This is a genomic window from Dehalococcoidia bacterium (genome assembly GCA_022449765.1).
Classification (GTDB): Bacteria; Chloroflexota; Dehalococcoidia; order Lucifugimonadales; family Australimonadaceae; genus UBA2963.
In genome coordinates this window covers 40,027-59,245 of record JAKUPZ010000007.1, presented here as the reverse complement: position 1 = coordinate 59,245, position 19,219 = coordinate 40,027, and the positions used below count along the sequence as shown (strand labels likewise).

Annotated in this window: 21 protein-coding genes and 4 tRNA genes; 10 read left to right on the top strand and 15 right to left on the bottom strand. The window is 43.2% G+C overall.

From position 1 onward, the window contains the following. The first annotated feature begins 62 nt into the window (after positions 1-62). Both MK127_04575 and MK127_04570 read left to right on the top strand, forming a co-directional pair. Positions 63-920 carry a UTP--glucose-1-phosphate uridylyltransferase gene (locus tag MK127_04575; GenBank protein MCH2532067.1) on the top strand — a complete coding sequence of 286 codons (858 nt, stop codon included), beginning with the start codon at positions 63-65 and terminating at the stop codon, positions 918-920. Between the two features lie 32 nt (positions 921-952). After that, positions 953-2,245, top strand: coding sequence for a Rieske 2Fe-2S domain-containing protein (locus MK127_04570; GenBank protein MCH2532066.1), 1,293 nt, complete (start codon positions 953-955; stop codon positions 2,243-2,245). Positions 2,246-2,248: 3 nt separating this feature from the next. Here MK127_04570 and lepA read toward each other — a convergent pair whose 3' ends face one another. From lepA to hflK, 3 genes are read right to left on the bottom strand one after another with little or no spacing between them, the layout of a single operon-like run. Beyond that, positions 2,249-4,090, bottom strand: coding sequence for a translation elongation factor 4 (lepA, locus tag MK127_04565; GenBank protein ID MCH2532065.1), 1,842 nt, complete (start codon positions 4,088-4,090; stop codon positions 2,249-2,251). 34 nt (positions 4,091-4,124) lie between these two features. Further along, on the bottom strand, positions 4,125-5,057 hold the full coding sequence (gene hflC, locus MK127_04560; protein MCH2532064.1) for a protease modulator HflC: 933 nt from the start codon (positions 5,055-5,057) through the stop codon (positions 4,125-4,127). A gap of 1 nt (position 5,058) precedes the next feature. Continuing rightward, entirely contained in the window at positions 5,059-6,117 is a 1,059-nt protein-coding gene (gene hflK, locus MK127_04555; GenBank protein MCH2532063.1) for an FtsH protease activity modulator HflK, read from the bottom strand. A gap of 116 nt (positions 6,118-6,233) precedes the next feature. Here hflK and MK127_04550 point away from each other — a divergent pair, with 116 nt between their 5' ends. Beyond that, a complete protein-coding gene (locus MK127_04550) occupies positions 6,234-7,238 on the top strand; it encodes an adenosine kinase (protein MCH2532062.1) in 1,005 nt (334 codons plus the stop codon). Positions 7,239-7,252: 14 nt separating this feature from the next. Further along, positions 7,253-7,873 (top strand): class I SAM-dependent methyltransferase, encoded by a 621-nt coding sequence (locus MK127_04545; protein ID MCH2532061.1) that lies wholly within the window; start codon positions 7,253-7,255, stop codon positions 7,871-7,873. Here the strand turns inward: MK127_04545 and MK127_04540 are convergent. From MK127_04540 to MK127_04505, 8 genes are all read right to left on the bottom strand, one after another. After that, positions 7,870-9,015: a cobalamin-independent methionine synthase II family protein gene (locus MK127_04540; protein MCH2532060.1), complete on the bottom strand. Its 1,146-nt coding sequence runs from the start codon at positions 9,013-9,015 to the stop codon at positions 7,870-7,872. The genes MK127_04545 and MK127_04540 overlap by 4 nt on opposite strands. A gap of 2 nt (positions 9,016-9,017) precedes the next feature. Beyond that, a complete protein-coding gene (locus MK127_04535; GenBank protein MCH2532059.1) occupies positions 9,018-9,764 on the bottom strand; it encodes a dienelactone hydrolase family protein in 747 nt (248 codons plus the stop codon). A gap of 2 nt (positions 9,765-9,766) precedes the next feature. Continuing rightward, entirely contained in the window at positions 9,767-10,726 is a 960-nt protein-coding gene (locus MK127_04530) for an NADPH:quinone oxidoreductase family protein (GenBank protein ID MCH2532058.1), read from the bottom strand. Between the two features lie 41 nt (positions 10,727-10,767). Further along, positions 10,768-11,934: an acyl-CoA dehydrogenase family protein gene (locus MK127_04525; protein MCH2532057.1), complete on the bottom strand. Its 1,167-nt coding sequence runs from the start codon at positions 11,932-11,934 to the stop codon at positions 10,768-10,770. A 79-nt stretch (positions 11,935-12,013) separates the two neighbouring features. Further along, entirely contained in the window at positions 12,014-12,772 is a 759-nt protein-coding gene (locus MK127_04520; protein MCH2532056.1) for a hypothetical protein, read from the bottom strand. 17 nt (positions 12,773-12,789) lie between these two features. Continuing rightward, positions 12,790-13,356 carry a hypothetical protein gene (locus MK127_04515; protein MCH2532055.1) on the bottom strand — a complete coding sequence of 189 codons (567 nt, stop codon included), beginning with the start codon at positions 13,354-13,356 and terminating at the stop codon, positions 12,790-12,792. 42 nt (positions 13,357-13,398) lie between these two features. After that, entirely contained in the window at positions 13,399-13,911 is a 513-nt protein-coding gene (locus tag MK127_04510; GenBank protein MCH2532054.1) for a hypothetical protein, read from the bottom strand. A 187-nt stretch (positions 13,912-14,098) separates the two neighbouring features. After that, positions 14,099-15,076, bottom strand: a complete 978-nt coding sequence (locus MK127_04505) for a zinc-binding dehydrogenase (GenBank protein ID MCH2532053.1) — start codon at positions 15,074-15,076, stop codon at positions 14,099-14,101. An 89-nt stretch (positions 15,077-15,165) separates the two neighbouring features. Between MK127_04505 and MK127_04500 the strand changes: the two genes are divergently transcribed. The 4 genes from MK127_04500 (at position 15,166) to MK127_04485 (ending at position 15,795) form a co-directional block, all read left to right on the top strand. Beyond that, complete coding sequence (locus MK127_04500) at positions 15,166-15,390, top strand: glutaredoxin family protein (protein ID MCH2532052.1); 225 nt, start codon at positions 15,166-15,168, stop codon at positions 15,388-15,390. A 40-nt stretch (positions 15,391-15,430) separates the two neighbouring features. Beyond that, positions 15,431-15,509 (top strand) — tRNA-Asp (locus MK127_04495). A 115-nt stretch (positions 15,510-15,624) separates the two neighbouring features. Beyond that, positions 15,625-15,699: transfer RNA gene (locus MK127_04490), tRNA-Asn, on the top strand. 20 nt (positions 15,700-15,719) lie between these two features. Beyond that, positions 15,720-15,795, top strand: a tRNA-Ala gene (locus tag MK127_04485). A 17-nt stretch (positions 15,796-15,812) separates the two neighbouring features. On the opposite strand, the gene MK127_04480 is transcribed toward MK127_04485, so the two are convergent. Together MK127_04480 and MK127_04475 are read right to left on the bottom strand one after the other, a co-directional pair. Further along, positions 15,813-15,897 (bottom strand) — tRNA-Leu (locus MK127_04480). Positions 15,898-15,909: 12 nt separating this feature from the next. Then, positions 15,910-16,407 (bottom strand): thioredoxin family protein, encoded by a 498-nt coding sequence (locus MK127_04475; protein ID MCH2532051.1) that lies wholly within the window; start codon positions 16,405-16,407, stop codon positions 15,910-15,912. Positions 16,408-16,480: 73 nt separating this feature from the next. On the opposite strand from MK127_04475, the gene MK127_04470 reads away from it, so the two are divergent. After that, positions 16,481-17,305, top strand: a complete 825-nt coding sequence (locus MK127_04470; GenBank protein ID MCH2532050.1) for an alpha/beta hydrolase — start codon at positions 16,481-16,483, stop codon at positions 17,303-17,305. A 1-nt stretch (position 17,306) separates the two neighbouring features. On the opposite strand, the gene MK127_04465 is transcribed toward MK127_04470, so the two are convergent. Further along, positions 17,307-17,690 carry a hypothetical protein gene (locus MK127_04465; GenBank protein MCH2532049.1) on the bottom strand — a complete coding sequence of 128 codons (384 nt, stop codon included), beginning with the start codon at positions 17,688-17,690 and terminating at the stop codon, positions 17,307-17,309. Positions 17,691-17,697: 7 nt separating this feature from the next. After that, positions 17,698-18,090, bottom strand: a complete 393-nt coding sequence (locus MK127_04460; GenBank protein MCH2532048.1) for a VOC family protein — start codon at positions 18,088-18,090, stop codon at positions 17,698-17,700. A gap of 117 nt (positions 18,091-18,207) precedes the next feature. Between MK127_04460 and MK127_04455 the strand changes: the two genes are divergently transcribed. After that, positions 18,208-19,209 (top strand): amidohydrolase family protein, encoded by a 1,002-nt coding sequence (locus tag MK127_04455; GenBank protein ID MCH2532047.1) that lies wholly within the window; start codon positions 18,208-18,210, stop codon positions 19,207-19,209. Positions 19,210-19,219: the final 10 nt, after the last annotated feature.

Sequence of the window (19,219 nt, the reverse complement as noted above, 5' to 3'; positions counted from 1 at the left end):
ACAACTAGAAGCACGAACCTATTAAATGCATATGGATTAGGCAACTGCTATCCTACCCCGTGATGAAAATACGTACTGCTGTAATAGTAGCTGCAGGTTTGGGAACTAGGTTTCTTCCAATTTCGAAATCTGTGCCTAAAGAAATGCTCCCTATAATCGACCTACCAGTCATACACTACTCAGTAGCACAAGCCGTAGAAGCTGGAGTAGACAAAATTATAATTGTTACTTCAAGTGGCAAAGCAGCGTTGGAAGATTATTTTGATTTTAGCAATGAGCATGAAACTCCCGTAAATTCACATACCTACCCACGACTGCAGGAAATAAAAAATATTTCCAATAGGGCTAATATCATCACAGTGAGGCAAAGTGCACCACTTGGGTTAGGGCATGCTGTACTTACGGCAAAACAGGCTGTAGGAGTTGAACCATTTATTGTCTACCTTCCTGATGAAATTCTTATCGGAACACCATCAGTAACCCTGCAATTACTAGACGCCTACAAAAGATTGGGGAATGCTATCGGGGTAATTGAAGTTCCGTGGAAAGAGGTATCAAGATATGGAATTGTTGAAGGAGAACGGATATCCGCACGTGACACAAAATTGATCCGGTGCATAGAAAAGCCCGAACAAAATAATGCGCCGACAAATCTTGCATTTGTCGGTCCCTATATTTTCTCTCCTAAAATTTTTGATTGCCTTGAATCTATTTCTCCAGGAAGTGGAGGAGAAATTCAACTAACGGATGCCATTGATATGCTTGCAAATTTGGAACCAGTACATACTCACTTGTTCGACGGAAACAGGTACGATGCAGGCACTCCCTTGGGCCTAATGAAAACTGGTATAGAGTTAGCACTTCAAAACCCGCTGTACCGATCAGAAGTGTTAGATTGGATACAAAATCTTAAGTTTTAAAGTGACTAAATCACAAATGCATTGAGGGTACTATGCTAACTCAAGATCAAAATGACCGTTTAACAAAAGTAGGCCCAGGAACACCTATAGGAGAATTATTACGTAGATATTGGTATCCAATATCTACATCTCAGAACTTGCAAGAAAATCCAGTCCAATCAATACGGCTGTTAGGTGAAAATTTCACATTATTTAGAGATCGTTCTTGTAATTTAGGGCTAATTGGCCAGCGATGCCTTCACCGAAATGTAGACTTGCGCCTAGGGATTCCTGAAAAAGATGGATTAAGGTGTCCCTACCATGGATGGCTATACGACTCAAATGGCAACTGTATTGAAATGCCTGCTGAAATTAACAAAACCACATTTGCTTCGCGCGTCAAAATTGATAGCTACGCAGTTGAAGAGCTTGGCGGTTTAATCTGGGGGTATATTGGCCCTAACCCTGCTCCGTTGCTACCTAAATGGGGAATCTTCGTTCGCGAAAATGCATTACGTCAAATCGGTACCACTGTCCTGAATTGTAATTGGCTTCAATGCCAAGAAAATTCTGTAGACCAAGTTCATGCTGAATATGTCCACGGCCATCTAGGTCTGTATTCAATGGAAAGACGAGGTATCAGTGATCCAGCAATGAAAGATCGATTTGAATCAATTAAACGTCATCATTTAAAAATAGGGTTCGAGGAGTTCGAGTACGGTATTATCAAAAGACGTGTTATTGAAGGGCTTGATGAAAGCTCTCCTCACTGGAAAACAGGGCATCCTATGGTTTTCCCAAACGTAGTGTTGATTGGTAGACCCGGATTAGAAGAATTCCAAATTCGTATCCCAATAGACGACACACATACGTGGCATTTAGTTTATGAGTGTTATACACCCGGGCAAGAAGTTGTTGTTCCTGAGCAAACCCCGGTTCCTTCTTACGAAGTACCTGTTGAAAATTTACCTGTACATGTTATTGGTCAAGATATGATCGCATGGGAAGGTCAAGGTGAAGTAACCGATAGATCAGCAGAAAAGTTAACAGAAATGGATAGAGGATTGATCATGCTAAGGAAAATGATCGAGGATCAAGCAAGGATTGTAGAAGATGGAGGAGACCCGATGTGTACTTTCCGCAATCCAGAAGAAAACCAATGCATTGAACTCCCTATGGAAAAATATGGAATTAGTCATTACCAAAAAGGCGACATTCAGTACAACAACACAGGCATGTTTAGCCCAGTATGGGGCAAATTTGATGAATATTTAACTGCTGCTTCAGAAAAAGCAAGAGCAACGGGCCTCGAGGGAGACCAAGGCATATTCTCAAATAGAATTTGAGAATTATCTATCCATCTTAAGCACTGCAAGAAATGCCTCTTGGGGAACCTCAACTCGCCCTACGCGCTTCATTCTCTTCTTACCCTCAGCCTGCTTCTCAAGAAGTTTCCTTTTCCTTGTGATATCTCCACCATAGCATTTGGCCAACACGTTTTTCCTGAGAGCCGAAACTGTTTCTCTAGCCACTATTTTGCTGCCAATTGCAGCTTGGATTGGAATTTCAAATAACTGACGAGGTATAGCTTTCTTAAGCTGCTCAACTAACGCTTTCCCTTGATAGTAAGCACGATCACGATGCGTAATTAAAGATAATGCGTCAACCGATACTTGGTTTACAAGAATATCTAACCTTACTAATGGGGCTGATCGGTATTGGTTAAATGAGTAATCTAGCGAAGCGTACCCTTTGCTCCGAGTTTTTACTTGATCATAGAAATCCACAAGAACTTCAGCCATAGGAATATTTGCCTCAAGTACAACACGTGGATCAGAGGAGGGTGCCGAATCTTTAGCATCCATTTTCACCCCAACCATATCCAAATATTCTGTGCGTTTAAATTCTCCCCGCTTGGTATTTATCAAATCCATCATGGGGCCTACAAATCTTGCGGGAGTCAATAATGAAGTTTCTAGCCATGGTTCCTCGACTTTTTCTGTCTCCCCTGCAGGAGGTAGATCTGTAGGGCGAGAAACCTCTCTGATTGAACCATCATTCATAGTAACTTTATATACGACACTAGGTGCAGTAACTACTAAATCCATTCCATATTCTCGCTCTAGTCGTTCTTGGACGATCTCCATATGCAGCAATCCCAAAAAGCCACATCGAAAACCTGGGCCTAAAGCAGGAGAACTCTCAGGGTCATAAATTAGTGCAGCATCATTCATTTGCAATCTTTCTAAAGCTTCACGAAGGTCGTGAAATTCGCTGCTATCTGAAGGGTATAATCCGGCAAAAACCATAGGCTTCTGTTCCCCATAACCCGGAAGCTCTTCAATTGCTCCATTGCGAGATAAAGTAATCGTGTCGCCTACACGGCATTCTCCTACGCTCTTAAGTCCAGTTGCTAAATACCCCACTTCCCCTGCTGCAAGCTGAGGTATTTTTTGCATAGTAGGCTTAAAAACGCCTACTTCTAGCAAATCGGCTTCAACGCCAGTAGCCATCATCTTTACTGAATCAGTCCCTTTAACGACGCCGTCAATAACTCTGACGTATGCCATCACTCCTTTGTAGGAATCATATTTCGAATCAAACACGAGTGCTCTTAAAGGTTTTTGTTCGTCAGCTTCAGGAGGGGGAACTCGATCTACAACAGCTTCCAGCAATTCTCTTACGCCCGTACCAGCCTTGGCTGAAACCATAAGCACTTCATCAGGCGTAAAGCCAAAAGCAGTTCCTATTTCCTCTATCACGCGTTCAGGATCAGCTGCAGGTAAGTCTATTTTGTTTATAACAGGGATAATTACTAAATCATGCTCTAGTGCAAGGTAAACATTTGCTAGCGTCTGCGCCTGAATACCCTGAGAAGCATCAACAACTAGAAGCGCACCTTCGCATGCTGCTAATGATCGTGAAACTTCATACGAGAAATCGACATGACCTGGGGTATCAATTAAATTTATTTCATAGTTTTGTTGCTGGTACTCCAAATCCATTCTTACCGCTTGGGCTTTGATTGTAATTCCACGCTCTCGCTCTAGATCCATTGTATCCAGCAATTGGTTCTGCATTTCTCGTGCAGAAACAGTACCTGTTATCTCGAGCATACGATCGGCAAGTGTCGATTTACCATGATCGATATGAGCAATTATGCAAAAATTACGAATTAAAGAGGAGTTCACATGCTGATTCTACAGCATCGAGGCAAACAAAAATCTATTTGCTACCCTGCGAGGAAAGAAGGAATTTAAATAAATCAGCATCTGCTGGTAGCACTAACGTCGTACTATCATTCAAAATTTTGCTATAGGCTTGCAAGCTACGTCGAAATGCAAAGAATTCTGGATCTTGCCCTAATGCTTCTGCAAGGATGGAAATTGCCTGTCCTTCTCCTTCACCACGAAGACGGTTGGCTTTTTCATCGGCTTGCGCCCCAATTATCTCTACCCTACGATCAACATCAGCTGTTTTCGTGAGATATTGCTCTTCGCCTTGTGCACGGAGTGCATTAGCTTGAATTTCACGCTCTGAGCGCATTCGTGTAAATACTGTACCCACAATTGAATCAGGAAATTCAGCTCTCTTGATACGAACATCCACAATAGAAATACCAAACGCCTGTTCTTTTGCACGTGCATCAGCAACATCTCTAACTTTTCTAGTCAATTCTTCTCTGGCAAAAACTCCATTTTGAACGATCGGCTCCACTTTCTGTGTTCCATCCGCAAGATCAATAGGGTTACCACCAATTATCTCTTCACGGTCTCGCATACCAACTTCTTCACGAAGTGCAGCAACGACGAGGTTACTGATTCGGTCACCTGCAGTTACCTCATTAGATAGTACTTCTCTGAAGCTACGAGGATCCGTAATCCTGTATCGAACATAAGCATCGATATCTAAAAATTGACTTTGAATATCAGGGAAGCCAGCTCGGGGGACATCAACTCGGAGTAAACGCTTATCAAGGACATTGGCCACATCAATAAACGGAACTTTCATTTTCAATCCCGGGCTACTCTCAATACCTCTAATCTCTCCAAAGCGAGTGAGTACTATATGCTCGGTTTCATCTACCTTATAAAACGCTTGAGGAATTAAAACAAAAGCAGCAACAATCAAAATCACAATAGGGGCTAATAGTTTCATGCTAGGAACCTCCCCCTACTGAAGATGCTGCACCTGGAGTCAATGGCAGGAATGGAAGGACTCCACCTGTCTTCTCATCAACAACAAAAATCTCCACTCCAGAGAGCGTTTTCTCCATTTCTTCTAAATACAATCGTGTGCGTGTAACTTCCTTAGATTTCGCATACTCCTCTAATATTTCGAGGAATCCAGAGGCTTCACCTCGCGCTTGTGCAACACGAGAAGCTTTAAATGCCTCGGCGCTTTGAACAGTCTGCTGGGCAGCACCCTCAGCCTTAGGAATACGATCCTGTTCATATGCGTTAGCCTGGTTAACTCTAGTTTCTTTGTCAGAACGTGCAGCAACGACATCATCAAATGCAGCACGGACTTCATCTGGAGGAGTAACTTCCTGTAAGGCAACCTCAAGTATCTGAATGCCTGCATTATAAGAAGTCATAAACTCCTGAAGCAGTGTTCTTGTGTCTTGCTGGACGGCTTCTTTCCCGACAGTTAGGACGTCATCGATTGAACGTTGGCCTACGACCTGCCTGAGGGCAGCTTCAGTAGCATCTTTTAATGTTCTCCCGTCTGGTCTACCTTCTGCAGAGTCTCGATCAGAATCACCAGGATCATCAACTCGGAATAGGAATTTCTCTAAATCAGAAATTCTATATTGAACCACAAGCCTTGCGTCCACAATGTTTAAGTCACCGGTAATCATCGTAGACTCTACTGGGACATCCCGACTGGGATTGCTCCTGAAGCCCAGTTCCATTCTCTTCGTTTCAAGAACATTCTCGATGTTACGAGCACCAATAGGCGCAGGGTAATACCAGCGCAACCCAGGACCTTCAGTCCCTGTAAATTTACCAAAAAGCCTTGTTGCTGCTTGCTCACCGGGGCCAACAGTAAAGATACCGCTCGCTGCCCAGGCAACAGCTAATAAGACGAGAATAACAGCGATAACAACTCCGCGGTTCCCTCCGCCAGGAAGGCGACTAAAAATGCCGCCCCAATTAGCTTTGAGGTTACGCATTAGTTCATCGGGGTCAAATTCAGGTTTACGTTCGCCGTACATACAAATTCCAGTAATAGTGCTACCACATGAGTGTATGGGTACGACTACCCTATGTCAACGACACCTGCATTAATTGACGAAGTGTAAATCTGCGTGTAGGTTCCCTGCGTGCAAATATGAAATACGATGTTCTCGGAATCGGAAACGCTATTGTCGATACTGAAATCAGGATCGAAGATCAATTTTTACAGGAAAATCAACTTCAAAAAGGATTGATGACCCTGTCTTCCTCTGATGAGCAATCTTTCATTCTTAAACAATTGCGTGAATTTACCCAGAGTAACGCAGCAGGTGGATCTGCAGCTAATACCGTTGTCGGTATTAGCCAATTTGGTGGGACAACCTCATTTATTGGGAAGGTAGGAACCGACAGGAATGGGGATTTATATCGTGAAAGTATGACTAATAATGGGGTTCAATTTGCACCTGCTTATAACCATCAAGAATCCACAGGTTCATGCGTGGTATTGGTAACGCCTGATGGCGAAAGAACTATGCAAACTAATCTTGCTGCATCCGCCACTCTCAATTCGGAAGATATTGATTTATCTACGCTAACTGCAAGTACAACCATATATGTGGAAGGCTACTTATACAGCTCTCCCTCTGCACAAACGGCTGCAACTCTAGCAATGAAAATGGCAAGAGACCGTAACATTAAGGTCGCCTTAACTCTTTCCGATCCTGGCATCGTCACAAATTTCATGGATCCACTGAAAAATGCAGTGGAGAATTTCACAGATATTCTGTTCTGTAATGAACACGAAGCAGAAATTTTCTCTGGATCAAACGATAGAACTCTACAGTTACAAATGCTAGGACGACATGTAAAGCTAGTATTTATGACATGTGGAGCCGACGGCACTATGGTTTTCGACAATGGTCAGATATATTCTCTTCCCGGCTACAATGTCGACGTAGTCGATACAACTGGAGCAGGTGATATATTTGCTGCAGGAGTATTATTTGGCTTAAGTAAAAGCATGAGCATTCAAGAATCCGCGCAGATTGGACTATTCGCATCAGCAAAAATAGTCACACAAAGGGGTCCAAGGCTTAAGGAATCGCTTACAATCTCAACTGAATCAATCTTAAAGGGAGCGCATCCCTCGGACACTTAAACTAGGAGCACGTAATGACAAACAGGCATCAACCATCACAGCACGCGGTAAATCATGAAATCCCTGAACAATGGGAAGAGCAGCAATTTGTCGACCATTGGGTTAATAGGGACGACGGGCGTCAGGACCAAAGGGGCCCTATGATTGAAGCAACTGTACGCTCTTGTGGTTTTTCTGAAACTCAAAGCATCAATGTTCTTGATGTCGGATCTGGCTACGGACTGCTAGCAAAGTACGTGCTTGATAATTTCCCGAATGCAAACGTTACTTTACAGGACGTTTCGGAGCCGATGTTCGTTCATGCAAAAGAACGCCTGAAAGAATATGAAGGTAAAACTACATTTATAAAAAGCGATTTTTCCAAGCGGGATTGGAGCAATGCCCTGGGTGGGCCGTTCGATATGGTGGTATCAGCAATCGCTATCCATAACATGTACGACGACAATCTAATCGCCAGTATCTATAAGGATATTCACGACCTGATCTCTGACGGGGGAGTGTTCGCTAATTTAGATTATGCTGCCCAAGCTGGAGGAGTGGATACTCATGTGCAATGGCTAAAGGATGCGGGTTTCAAAAATGTTGAAGCTATTCCCCAAAATGAACGGATTGTGATTCTACGAGCAAGTCGCTAATACTTCAGCCGATCTGTAGCTATTGCAGCTCCTTGGGATAAAGCTTCTAATTTAGCAAAAACTATGTCCGGGTCCATTTTGCCGTACCCCGCAAACGTGCCAAACCCACAATCTGAGCCGGCTATCACACGTTCATGGCCTACGATATTGGTAAATGTCTCTATCCTTTGAGCAATTAATTCTGGATGCTCGATAAAATTACTAGTCGAATCCAGCACCCCAGGTATTAAAATTTTATTATCTGGTAATTTTGCCTCTTTCCAATCCACCCATTCGTGTGAATGCCTTGGATTTGAAGCTTCAAACGCAATTGCCTGAGGTTTTGCATCAAGCACTATGGGTAAAATTTCTTTCACTGGAATGTCATGATCATGAGGGCCTTCATAGTTACCCCAACATATGTGCATACGGACAGAATCTTCCGGCACGTTTCGTAGGGCTTCATTCAATACATCGATGTGAAAACGAGCACGTTCCAAGAATTGTTTTTTCGTAATCCCTTGGAACGCAGTATGAAAAGCCATTGCTAAATCGGGGCAGTCTATCTGGAGTAAAAAGCCTGCAGAAACAATAGATTCGTACTCTTCTCTCAATGCATCTCCTAACGCTTCCACATAATCTTCGTGGGTATTGTAATAAGCATTAGGCATGAACATGGAAGCAACTCCAGGTGATGAAGACGTAATGAATGCTTCAATTACATCTACACCTGTGAGGGCGCTTTTGAAGTTAGCTAAGTCTTTGATCAAAGGCTCTCTATCTTTAACTTGTACGGGAGCGACGCATTTAGGCCTACGCATAGGTTGATTACCAGTCATACGAGCCATTTTTTCGCGAAAATTTGGATAGGGAACTAAATCGAGATTAATGCGACGTTCACTATCGCCTTCAAAGCCGGTGAGTCTATCTTTAGCATAAGTCGAGTAAGCTATCTTACTCATTTCTCCGTCGCTCACAATATCAACGCCTATTTCACTTTGCTTTCGCACAATCTCGCTAACCGCAATACGAGTTTGATCTTCTAATTCTTGAATTGAAAAGTCCTCGCCTTTTTCTTTCTTCAACAATAATTCTGCTAAAGCATCTGGTCTTGGAAGACTTCCAACATGCGTCGTAAAAATACGTTCAGATGAAGTTTGCATAGCTAATTTTTTAATGCCTCGTCAAAGAATTCAATTAATTTTGGCCATGAATCCCTTGAGGCTTCCTGATCATAACGAACTGGATTATAGGGATCATTAAAAGCATGTTGAGCATTCGAATAACGATGAAAAGTATAATTTTTATGCTTTGCTTTTAACTCTGCTTCAAAATGATCAACATCTAGCTTCGACGGGTTTTGATCCAAGTCACCAAAAAATCCCGCCAACTTACAATTAAGATTAGCTGTCAAACTTAAAGGTGAATTACCTTCACCCCATGGAAGATCTATATCTACTCCATAAAAATCTGCACAAGCTTCAAATTCGTTTGTATTAACGCTCATCAGATATGCAATTCTCCCTCCGATACAAAACCCAGTTACTCCAAAGGAAGCGCTAACATTATCCATTTTCTTGAGATAATTGAGAGCGCCAAGCATATCCTCTATGAGCTCAGGGTCCTTCAAATTATCTTTCAAAGGCATTGCAACCTGACGACGCTGTGGGTCTTCAAATTGATAAGACGTTAACTGATCATTAGACACATCAGAGCGGTGAAATAAATATGGAGCAATTGCAATATACCCTTGCTGGGCAAGTTCGTCGCACTTACCTTGGACAAATTGATCAATCCCAAAAACATGCATAGCAACCACTATTCCTGGATGCGGGCCTTGTCCGTCAGGCGTGGATAAGTAAGCCTCTACAGGCTTATCATTTATTAAGACATTTACCCATTTAGAGTTCATAATTACTCCCTAATTACAAGAGCTGATTTGCCCTTTATTTGCCTTGACTCCTGATATCGATGTGCCTCAACTGCATCAGCCAGCGACCAAACTTTGTCTACAGTCGGGTGTAGTAAACCTTGTTCAAACCAAGAAAGGATTTTCTTAAAATCATCTGGTGATGTTTCTGCGCCACCACAACCTCTTATTGATCCACCAATCCTAAATAGAGAGGTAACTGAAATAGTCGATTCTCTGCTTCCTGCTCCTCCAAAAACACAGACTCTACCGTTACGGGCAAGCGCACTTACCCCATTTGCCAATACATCTCCGCCGACTCCATCCACTATGACATCGACTCCCCGTCCTTCTGTGATTTGCTTAACTTCTTCTACAAAGTCTGTGCTTTGGTAGTTGATACCATGATCTAAGCCTAATGATTGGGCCCAGGAAAGTTTCTCTTCGCTACTCGATGTACCAATAACCGTCATACCTAGATGCTTTGCGAGTTGTACTGCCGCAATACCTACCCCAGATGCTGCTGCTTGAACAAGAACAGTATCACCTGGTTTAGCTTCTCCTTTAACACATAATGCTGCCCATGCAGTCGAATATATGATCGAAATTGTAGATGCTTCCACAAAACTTAAATTTTGGGGGAATTTATAGACATTCGTTTCAGGAGCCACTACCAATTCTGCGTACGTATAGGCAGGCTGCCTTACGACCACTCTGTCACCTACGCTTACCGAATGAACATCTGAGCCTATCTCAATAACTTCACCCGCGCCTTCAATACCTAGAATTGCAGGAAATTGTATTGGCATCCCCTTACCTGCTCTTCGTGAAACCTCAGCAGGGTTCACTCCCGATGCATGCATGCCAATCAAAACCCCATCACTTGTGGTAATAACTGGGTCCTCTATTTCTTCTAGTTGGAGAACTTCTGGACCACCATATTCATGTACCCTAATCGCTTTCATTTTCCTCCATGGAGAACATCATTTTATTAAAGGAGTTGTTCTCAATTAATTGCATTTAATCCAGTAATATGCCTGCCTAAAATCAATTGATGCATATGTTCAGTGCCTTCATAGGTGTGTACCGTTTCAAGATTAATAGCATGCCTTAAAGGTGAAAAATCGTCTGTAATACCCGCTGCCCCAAGAAGATCCCTGCAATTACGTGCGATTTCTAGAGCTGCCCGAGTATTACTATACTTGCCCATGCTGACATGCGACCAATGCAATTGGTTCTTATCCTTAAGCCTACCGAGATGAAGTGCAAGTAATTGGGCCTTGGAAAGCGCAGTAGCCATATCAGATAGTTTTTCCTGAACCATCTGGAATCCTGCGAGCGGTTTATTGAATTGAATCCTTGACTTGGTATATTCGATAGCCGTATGTAATGAATCCGCTGCTGCACCACATACGCCCCATATGATGCTATACCTTGCAGAATTCAAGCATTCTAACGCAGAACCCAACCCCTTAGTGCCCAGAAGCAGTGAATCCTCTGGTAATAACACATTATCAAATTGGATACCTGAAGTTACACTCATTCGCATTGAAAGTTTGTTTTTAATGTCTTGTACCGAAACACCTTCTAAAGACATATCTACTAAAAATGCCCGAATTGATCCCTCAAAATAAGCCCATACTACCGCGACTTTGGATATCCCAGCGTTTGTAATCCACATTTTTGAACCATTGAGCACGAAGCCCTTACCGGATCTTGTAGCCAATGTATTCATTCCACTAGGGTCACTACCGTGATCTGCTTCTGTCAAAGCGAAGCAACCTAAAGTTGTCCCTTTGGCCATATCTGGCAAGTAAAATTTCCTTTGATCTTCAGTGCCGAAAAGGTAGATAGCTGTCATGGCAAGAGACGATTGGACTGATGCGAAAGATCTGTAACCTGAGTCCGCTCTTTCTAGCTCCTGCATGATTAATCCATATGCAACGGAACCAATACCTGCACAACCATATCCATCAATGTGTGCTCCAAATATTCCGAGCTCCCCCATACGTGGAATTAAATGATGAGGGAAAATCCCTTGGCGGAAATGATCTGGAATTTCTTTTATCGCCTCAGAATTCACAAATTCTCTGACTGTGTCTCTTACTTGAAGTTCATCATCAGTTAATTCGGATTCAATGTTCAGATAATCGATCCCATGAAACTCTTCCATTTGGACTCCTAAAATTTATCAAAACAAAGGCCACCCGGTTAACGGGTGGCCTTTAAGGTTATCTAAAATCTGCAGCTAATTAGTTAGGGCAGTGGTTGTATACGCCGGAAGCTTTCCAGTCTGACAAAACCTTATCAGCCGCTGCTTGATCTGCCGTTGTAGCTGCAGCGTGAGCATCTAGAGCAGGCCCAATTAGCCCCCAAGTTGCGTCTGTCGCTGCTTCTGGTTTAGTCAAGCCAGCAAATTCTGTAACTGCTGCTGCTGCTGCTGCTGACGCTGCTGCTGCATCGTCTGCAGTGCCATTGGCGTTTGCTCTGTCAGTTACGCGACAGAAAGCCAAGGGGGCAGTTGTTATAACTGAGAAGTCTGAAGGATCAACGGCGCTAATGGCTCGCATCCTCTCAACATCACCGTCACCAGGTCCAATACCTGAACGCTTACGTGTGAATCGGTGAACCTTCCAAGTAGTTGCCCATGCACCACGCTCATTTGCTATCACAACCCCATTAATTTTGTCATGAGGAGTAGTGTAGTTGGTAATATCTGTAGGAGCTCCAGGGCCGTCATTAATCATAAGAATAAATTCAGCACCAGGTTTAAAACCTGAGCCCCACAATTTTACAGTCTTTTTAGAAGTACGTTTACCAAGTTCATGGTCAACGACGACGTTCTCGGCAACTATGGTCTCAAGACCAGTGGTACCGTGATCATGATCACCGTCAGCAAATGCTGAACTAGGTGTCAAAACCATGGTTCCTGCTACCAGCCCAAACATGAGACCAAATGCAAGTACTGCAAGTGTCATTGCCCGGGAATGTTTTGTAATAGTGCTAGTCACAATTTCCTCCTACGCACTTAGGCTGAGCAGAAGTCAGGGACTTCTTCGCCTTCACCACGGTTATTAAGATTACAGAGAGCCAAGGGAGCACTAGCAAGGTTAGTATAAGTAGCAGAATCTACTGCCAAAATAGTAATCATTGCCTCTTCTCCCACGTTTTTACGAGTGAATCGTCCCAAAAGCCAACTGCTGGCAAAGGCTCCATCATCGTTAGCTACTAGCGGATAAGGTACCCCACCACCATCTTTTCGTTTCTTGGGGTCACATACTCCAAGAGTCTTCCACCTACAAGTGCTAATCTCGTAAAGAGCACCTTGGGCACCACTAGCTATAAGCGTGATTTCTTGGCCAGGCGTAAATCCTGATCCGCGAATCCATACGCTTTTCTTAGAACGACTCTTACCAGTTTCGAAGTCTATTTCATTAGTGGAAAGAGTAATCGATTCGTTACCAGTTGCATGTCCATCAGCTGCGGCAGACTGAACACCTGTAAGCCCAAAAGCTAGCAATAGTCCAGCAAAAAGGCCCGCTGCTAACCACATCCAAGTGGTACGTCGCATATTTGTTACTTGCGTGCGAGTCACTGAGTCCTCCCTAAATATCTAACTAAATTCAACACCACTTATCTATTTAGAACAGTGGCTAGGTACATCTGCACCTTCGGCTCGGTTGTTCAGGTTACAAAGAGCAAGAGGTGCAGTTGCCAAGTCTTCAAAACTGGCAGCATCAACAGCCCTAAGTGAAATCATACCCTCACCACCGACACCTTTACGTGTGAAACGACCGAATTTCCATGGAAATCCAAACGCTCCATCCGCATTGGCGACAACATCAACCTTTGAAAGTGCTCCAACGTCACTTGCAACACCCCTTTGGTCTGCAGCGAGTACTAGAACGCTTGTACCAGGTACAAATCCGGAACCATAAATCCAGACAACTGTCTTAGAGCTACGGTTACCAGGCTGAAAATCAGCCTCTGACGGAGTAACGATTAATTTCTCATTACCTGTACTGTGCCCATCAGCTCGAACACTATCAGTGCCTGACATTGCAGCCATTAAAGCGAATCCAGCTAACAGACTTGCGGCAATCCATACGAGTGCCAACCGTCGCGACATAAACGAATGCGTGCGAATCACGGCTTCCTCCTTAACCTACCCGCGAATACTTCCAAAATACATTAATATCAGAATTGTAAACTGATCGCGAGATGCGCGATGGAGACTATCGGTAGTCAAGGAGTGTGTCAAGAGCTAAAACCACCAAGATCTCAAGATTGAAAGTAACTTTGATAAAACTAACCAAAAACTACTTTAGATTTTTAGCCTACATTGTTAATGAAACCTTCAACGCTCCATCAGTCGGATCATGAGCTAAAGAGAAAGCATCTTTGACGTTTTCGATAGGTAAAGCATGGGTAACATATGGAGACATGTCGATGTCTCCATCAATAATTAGCTTAAGTGCTTTTCGGAATGAAGATAGGTTGTTTTCGTCTTGAGCACCAAAAATTGTGCGCAAATCGAGCCTTTTTAGGAAATACGTGCCTAGGTCAAACTGCACTTTCTCAAAACTTGTCGGCAATCCGAAAACGTGAACGTGCCCTTCAGGCTTTGCGATTTTTATAGCTTGGTCCAATGTTTCAGGGCCTCCAACAGCGTCAACGACAACTTCAGCCCCCTTACCACCAGTCAATTCCATTACCGCTTGAACAGCTGAATCTCCTATAACATCCACGGTATCGTCCACATTTAAATTTATTCCTGCATTTCTTCTATCGTCGTTAGGTTCAATGGCAATAATTCTTGAAGCTCCCAATTTACGGAGGTAGTAGTCGTGGAACAATCCTGCGCTTCCCTGTCCAATCACCACTGCCGTTTTCCCCGACATATCAGGTAATTTTTGCGCTGCAAATATTACTGTGCCTAATTGCTGAGCCATCATCAACTCTGCAGGGGGCCGATCATCGGGTAGTTCCACAAGAAAATTTGGTGAGATCCATTGATATCCCGCAAAGTTTCTTGCTTCCCAAATGTTCGGGACTGTAAGAACAAGGGTTCCTTCTTTCAAAAGCGTCGGTCCAGGATCAAGAACTCGTCCAATTCCCTCATGTCCCGGTTCCCCAGGGTTCATTGGGTAATTATTGCGAGGCCAACCATGGAACACATAATGCAAATCTGTACCACAAATTGATGCCATTTCCATTTTTACCAATACTTTTCCTTCAACTGAATCAGGCAAATCAACTTCGTCGCACTCTATGTCCCCAAGTCCACGAAGAATTGCTGCGGGCATCTTGACCATAGGAGACCTCTCTTTCTTTTCAAAATTTCTCGATTCTCACATAAATATCATTTCAGAAGCATATGGACAACTCGTGATAACATAATGTGGTGATAAGTGAACCAGAACTTGTAATATATACAAGACCTGACTGCTCATACTCAGACGCGCTGCTTCACGACTTAGACAAAGACGATGTAGCATATACACAAGTTGATCTTGAGTTGTATCCAGAGCGTATAGATGAGCTTGAAAGGTTGACGGGCGGAGAACGTGTAACTCCGGTTATGGTCGAAGGAGATCTCGTAATTATCGGATATCACGGGATTGGTTGAGCGTTCTAGCCCACCCTGAAGGATTCAGGGTAAAATTCGCGGCCCTGTGGTGTAGCCTGGTTTAACACACCGCCCTGTCAAGGCGGAGATCGCCGGTTCAAATCCGGTCGGGGTCGCCATTATTTTTTCAATAAATAAAGTACTATTGTAATATTAGCCTGCCATGATCCGCTTTGTTCTAGTCCTAGAGCGATTGGCTTGTTACAATACATAAGCTCTTTTCAGAGTCCTCGCTCCCGCGTAGCTCAGTGGTAGAGCGGTCGGCTGTTAACCGATTGGCCGTAGGTTCGAGTCCTACCGCGGGAGCCAATTATGTGTTTGTTCAATGTGGGGATATAGCTCAACTGGGAGAGCACCGCGTTCGCAATGCGGAGGTTGGGGGTTCGAGCCCCCCTATCTCCACCATTTCAAGCGAATATTCTTGGTGGGGAAGGGGAGACTCGAACTCCCACGCCCTCAGGGCACATGATCCTAAATCATGCGCGTCTGCCATTCCGCCACTTCCCCAGATTACATATTCTAACTTGATTTTAGGCTCAATGCGGTTTCCTCTATTTTAGCAATATCTGGATAACCACTCTGCCTAAACGCTACATTCCCAAAACCATCAAATATGAGAAAAGTAGGTGTAACGGTAACTTGATATTGCCGAGCTACCATTCTACCTATTTTTTCAGAAAGATTTAAGCGTAACAACGCCACTTCTCCATCAATGTTACGATCCAATTCGTCAACGGAGTTCTTACTTAGTAAGCACATTGCGCATGAATCAGAATAAATTTGGACAATAAATGGCTTATTGGATTCAAAGAAAATATTAAGCTCATTGGTATTAGTTACGTCGCTATGACCGTACTGAGCATTGAAAAATAGGAAAATTGCAAGCGCCGCAATAAGCAAAGCTGGGAGCAAAACAAACAAGTTTCTTTTGTAGGTCCAAGCAAAAAATGCTACTCCAATCACAAAAATAATGAGTGCTATCAGAGCGGAATTATGATTTATATATTCGTATAACAAATGATCTCCACTTGACACTTTCAAAAGCCATTCTAGGATATCTGTAATACGAGCTTATCCGGTAGGAGAATTTATGTCTGTTCAAATTGCAAATATTACTTTGGACAATGCTGAGGAAAAATATGTGGAAATGAGCCATGGTAAAACACGGTACATTGAAGCAGGCGAAGGATACCCAACAATTTTGCTCCACGGAGTAGGCTACACCGATGGAGCCCACAGTTGGCTTCTAAATATCGGGCCTCTATCAAAAAAAATGAAAATCATCGCCGTAGATGCACTGGCGTGGGGTAAAGGCGATGGTCTTCTACAACAAGAGTACTCTTTTGCGTACCTTGTAGATTTTCTTCGGGAATTCCAAGATGCCTTAGGTCTAGAAAAAACTAATCTTGTAGGACATTCAATGGGAGGTTGGTTGGCTTCGTTATTTGCATACGAAAGCCCTCAGCGCCTCAACAAACTTGTATTAGTAGCAAGCGGTGGTGCAATGCCAAGGCAGCTGAAAAGCATGGTTGAATTCACCCCACCGACGCGGGATCAAATAATCGAGACTTACACTCCTAAAGTAAATGGAGGCGTGGATATTGAAGCTCTTGCAGATTACCAATTTGCCTTGACACAGAGCGAAGAGCGTCTCGGTGCGTACCGTAGAGTATTAAGCCACATGAACAATATGGAAACTCGAAGTAGGTACAACACGGTTAGAAGATTCCCGCACATTTCTGTACCAACTTTAGTGGTCTGGGGAACTGAGGATCCAGTAAACGCGCTTGAAATGGGGCAAATGACACACGAGGGAATACCTGGTTCAAGAATGGTGACCTTCGAAAATTGTGGGCACTGGATCCCTACTGAAAAGCCAGATGAATTTAACGAAGCTCTATTGAATTTCCTCTAGGTCATTTTTCCTCGGGGAAATCAATTTTGAATAGGTTGCTACCAGCAACTCTTGCCTCTAGCTGATCCAAAGCTCCTTCTTTTTCCAGGAGTGCATAGAGAATTTGTCGTTTTTCAGATTCCTCTCTAACTGGCTTAGCTACTGCAATAGCATCAATCTCTGCACTTTCTTTGAAGTGGTATTGAAACTGAGGAATTGCATAGAGGTTGGCGGCCCAGTCTCTAGTACCAGGGTTATTAGTCAAATATACCTGTCCGTCAATCTGTCGCAAGCGAACTTCTTTCCTATATTGGTTACCTGACTTTCGACCAGTGGTGGTTATATCTACAAGGCGATCATTTCTAATTGCCTTTTCTATGTTTAATTTTTCTTCTGGTGTTCTCATTTTGGGTTTAGCTAGTTCCTGAACTACTGGATATGTAGGTATGCGTAATTATTTCCCAAACATGGCCATTCTCATCATCGAAGTAAAACCCTCTTCCTTGGTGCTTATGATTAATTTCACCGTCGGTTCTTGAACCAGGGCCACTTCCAAAAAGAATTCCTTCGTCCTTTACTCTTTGCAATATTGTGTCGAATTCCTCGTCAGAAGCTAAAAAAGCATAATGATTTGAATGAGGATTATCTGAGTTATCAAAATCTAGGGTGAATGTTTCATTAATTTTTACTGGAGCAAAATGCCCATATGGACCTGTATATTCTAGGCCCAATATTCTTGCAATGAATTGTGCCGATTTCACTTTGTCATAAGCTGGTACTATCGTATGGTCAAGATTTAGTGGCATTACAAACCTCCTATTTTGGCAGAGCATACTCTAGGTCAGAAAGAACTGCGATTTTTTTGCAAATTAAAACCTTAAGTAATGGTATTCTTCATCAAAATTTCTTTTATAGAGTGAAAAATGATCATTGATATGCACACTCACATCGTTCCAAGTGAATTCCCTTTATTGGATGGACGACCTTCCGGCGATTCGTTCCCTAGAATGCAAATTGAAGATGATGAACGATCGACAATAATAATCGACGGGAAAAATTACCGGACAGTACGAAATGTTTGTTGGGATGCAAGCAAAAGGAAGAAAGAAATTAATAACGAAGGCACTACAAAACAAGTGCTTTCCCCCCTACCCGAGCTTTTGATGTATCACCTCGATCCTAAAGACGGCGCAGATTTAGCTAGGCATCTCAACGAATGTATATCGACAATGATTAAAGAAGAGCCCGATACTTTTTACGGACTTGGTTCAGTTCCGATGCAGGATATAAAACTTGCGATTACCGAGCTTCAATACATCAAAGAACTCGGCCTTCACGGGGTTGAGATACGCACAAATATTGAAGGATGCAGCCTAGGTGAGGAAAAATTCAAGCCGTTTTTTGAAGCTGCATCTGCACTTGATCTAGCTGTTTTTCCACATGCGAATCGGCCTACCTTCAGTGATCGGCTTGCGCATATCCCGGCATCGGTAGCAGATGCACCACTCGGTTTTCCAATTGAATCTGGGCTTGCAGGCGCATCGATCATCTGGAGCGGCTTACTTGAAGATTTTCCGAATTTACGAATATGTATGAGCCATGCTGGAGGTATATTGATTCCGCTCCTTGCAAGATCCAATGAAAATTGGCATAGCAGAGAGGCAGTCCGCAAGCTATTACCCAAATCTCCATTGGAATACGCTTCAATGCTTTTCTATGACGATATAGCTTTCGACATTGCACCACTACGCTATCTAATTGACCACGTAGGTATAGAACAAGTAATGATAGGGTCAGACTGGCAAGGTACTGGAGCTAAGGTGCCGTCTCCATCGGACGAATTTTTAGCTCTCGGCCTGGATAGAACAGAGCAGGAATTTATCGGATGGAAAAACGCCATTCGCTTCTTAGGAGAAACTAATTAATAGGAGCTGC